The sequence below is a fragment of the Bradyrhizobium lablabi genome (genome assembly GCF_001440475.1).
GTDB classification, from domain to species: domain Bacteria; phylum Pseudomonadota; class Alphaproteobacteria; order Rhizobiales; family Xanthobacteraceae; genus Bradyrhizobium; species Bradyrhizobium lablabi.
In genome coordinates this window covers 1-2,370 of the sequence record NZ_LLYB01000060.1, presented here as the reverse complement: position 1 = coordinate 2,370, position 2,370 = coordinate 1, and the positions used below count along the sequence as shown (strand labels likewise).

The following is a 2,370-nucleotide window of genomic DNA, read 5'->3' as shown; positions in this document are numbered from 1 at the left end:
CCCTACCAAACTGCTTCGACCTAAATCGGACACGGCAAGATGATCGAAGCAAGTTTAATGTTGCCCTTCATCGGTCCGAAGGACGGCGTATCTAGTCTTGAGAGCATTGTTGGCGAGGTCCGATAACGGCGAGAGAGCGATGTCCTTGAGATCTGTGACCGAAAGGATTGACAATATTATCTTCAGCGCTGTCGCAGTTATTTGCCTATTGATCTGGGCGATCATCGGCTTTCCTCTCGTCATCGAGATAGCAACGACGGCAGTGTCTGTGATCGTCATTTATTTCTTTTTGCGATGGATGGAGTCTCGACTTTGATGAAAGACGCCGCATTCATTCTTGCACGCTTTCGACTCAGCCAGAAAGCACAGGCAAAGCGAAATGAATTGACTGACACTGCATCCAAGTCGAGCAATCGGACTATTGCAGCAGATGTCGGCCTTGGCCCGTAGCGGTCATCCCAACGGACATTGCTCATTGCGGCTTCTGCGCCGGGGCCACGCACGGCCCACGACACAAACTCTCGCTTTGATGGTCGGCCGCTTGATTGCCAACACCGCCATTACGAGACGCTGGCGGAGAAATAATACTTCGAAAGACAGGGCACAGCCTGGGGTCCAAAGGGCGTGCACCCGCGCCAATTTTGGTCCCAGGCGCGGAGAATATCGCCCCCCTCTGCGGGCGGAACCGCCCGCACGGCATTCGCCGGGTTATCCGCTAGATCGTAGAACTCAGCACCAGCGGCACCGTCCCCAGCGTGCGCAGCAGCCGCCGCACCCCGCGCAACCACCGCAGCCACGCCAAACTCGGCAGCCACGGCAACCACCGCAACCTCTGCAGCCCCGGCAACCCCGAACAACAACGGCGGCCAACTGCATGTCGCTGCCAACGTTTTCCTTATCGAAGAGATGGAAAGTGGCGAGACTGACGTCGGCCATTTCCTCTTCACCAAGAACGAAGCGGTGATTGGGCGAGATGTAGTCAGATTGCGGGCTATCAGCAGCGGGTGTCGTGGTTGCGGATGCGCTTCCCGCTAGCGAAAGACCCAGTCCGGCCAGCGCCGTCACCGCGGCGGTCTTGGTTGTGCGCTCCTGCTTCGCAGTTTGATCTACCCGTGGCATGGTCGCATCCTTCGCAAGTTTGTTGTGAAAGGCAGCTGATCGTCGAAAGTGCGCGTCTACGTCCAAGAATGCGACGCGGCGCATACAGTTCCCCTTCGCGCGAGGCTTTTTATCGCTTTCGAAAATCGCGAATACGATCAGTAACGTGCGGCCGGCCGGCAAACCGACGCGGACGACCCGTGGGAGACATCAAAGCCTCTTCCTCGCCTTTCGCGAAGCGAAAATAAGGAGAAGGGAGATACAAACCAGACAGGCCAAGGAGAACCGCGGATATGCTCCGGGAATCACATGGTGTCTGATGTTGAAAGCGCATTGGTAGCCATCGCCCGCAAAGGCCAGCTGATTTATTCCGAAGCTACCCCTAACACAGCTTCATTGCTTGGGTCTGTTTTGGTAGATCCCCGAGAACGACACGTTCGCGCCGCCGCAATGAAGATTGTCGCCGACAACCAGAAACTTTCCGACGAGATGCATGGTGACCTGGCAGTCGAGTTCGTCCGTCCCGTCGCCAAAGCTGATGGTTTGGGCGGCAGGTTCTGCTTCGTAGTCGAACTCCCCTGTATGGGTACGGCTGCCCGAACCCCATGTCGCTTCGCCCTTTATGGCCAGCTTACCAGGCTCTTTCGCTTTCGTGATGCGAATGAAATTGTCGTAGCCGCGCCATTCGCCCAGCCAATCCCGTTCCGTCGGGGGTCGAATGCCCTCCTGCCACGCAAGGCTGTCGGTCTCGATCCAGCCTACCGTTTCCGTGCCCTTGCGAGGTTGAAACCAGCTGCATGCGAACTTGCCTAACGTCCGAGAAACGATGACTTCATCGTTCCGAACGACATAGCTGTTCAGACGGCAGGTTCGGTCGTCTGGGCAACGCTCGTTACCATCGCCATGGAAATGGATCCTGTCGCCGGCCGCGCCCCTGATCTTCGCCAGCCTGTAGTCCTTGCTCTCGCGCGGAAAGAAACCGTTCCGACAAACGTTGTCGGGGTTGCCCTTCAGCTGGGCGAACACGGGGGATGTCAGCAGGAGGCTCCACGAGAGGAGCCCGAGCGCAGCAAGACGCCTCATTGGTTTTCCATCGTCGGTTATTTTCCACGTGAAATAGCGCCGCGTGAGTACGAGGTGGCTCCTTGCGCGCGACACGTTTGGACAGCGCTGTTACCCGGTATGAGCCTGGAACGTAGCATCGGACCTGCCAGCCCCTCTTTTGCCCACCCTTCTGTAACGGGCCTCGATTAGTCAATCCCTTTGCGTTGT

The 2,370-nt window shown here is 57.4% G+C and carries 1 protein-coding gene; it reads right to left on the bottom strand.

The features are described 5' to 3' along the window. Positions 1 to 1,491: 1,491 nt before the first annotated feature. Entirely contained in the window at positions 1,492 to 2,181 is a 690-nt protein-coding gene (locus CQ14_RS12890) for a hypothetical protein (protein WP_057858261.1), read from the bottom strand. Between the last annotated feature and the right edge of the window lie 189 nt (positions 2,182 to 2,370).

Excerpts from the sequence above, each read along its gene's own strand:
- CQ14_RS12890 (WP_057858261.1), bottom strand. The coding sequence starts at position 2,181 with ATGAGGCGTCTTGCTGCGCTCGGGCTCCTCTCGTGGAGCCTCCTGCTG.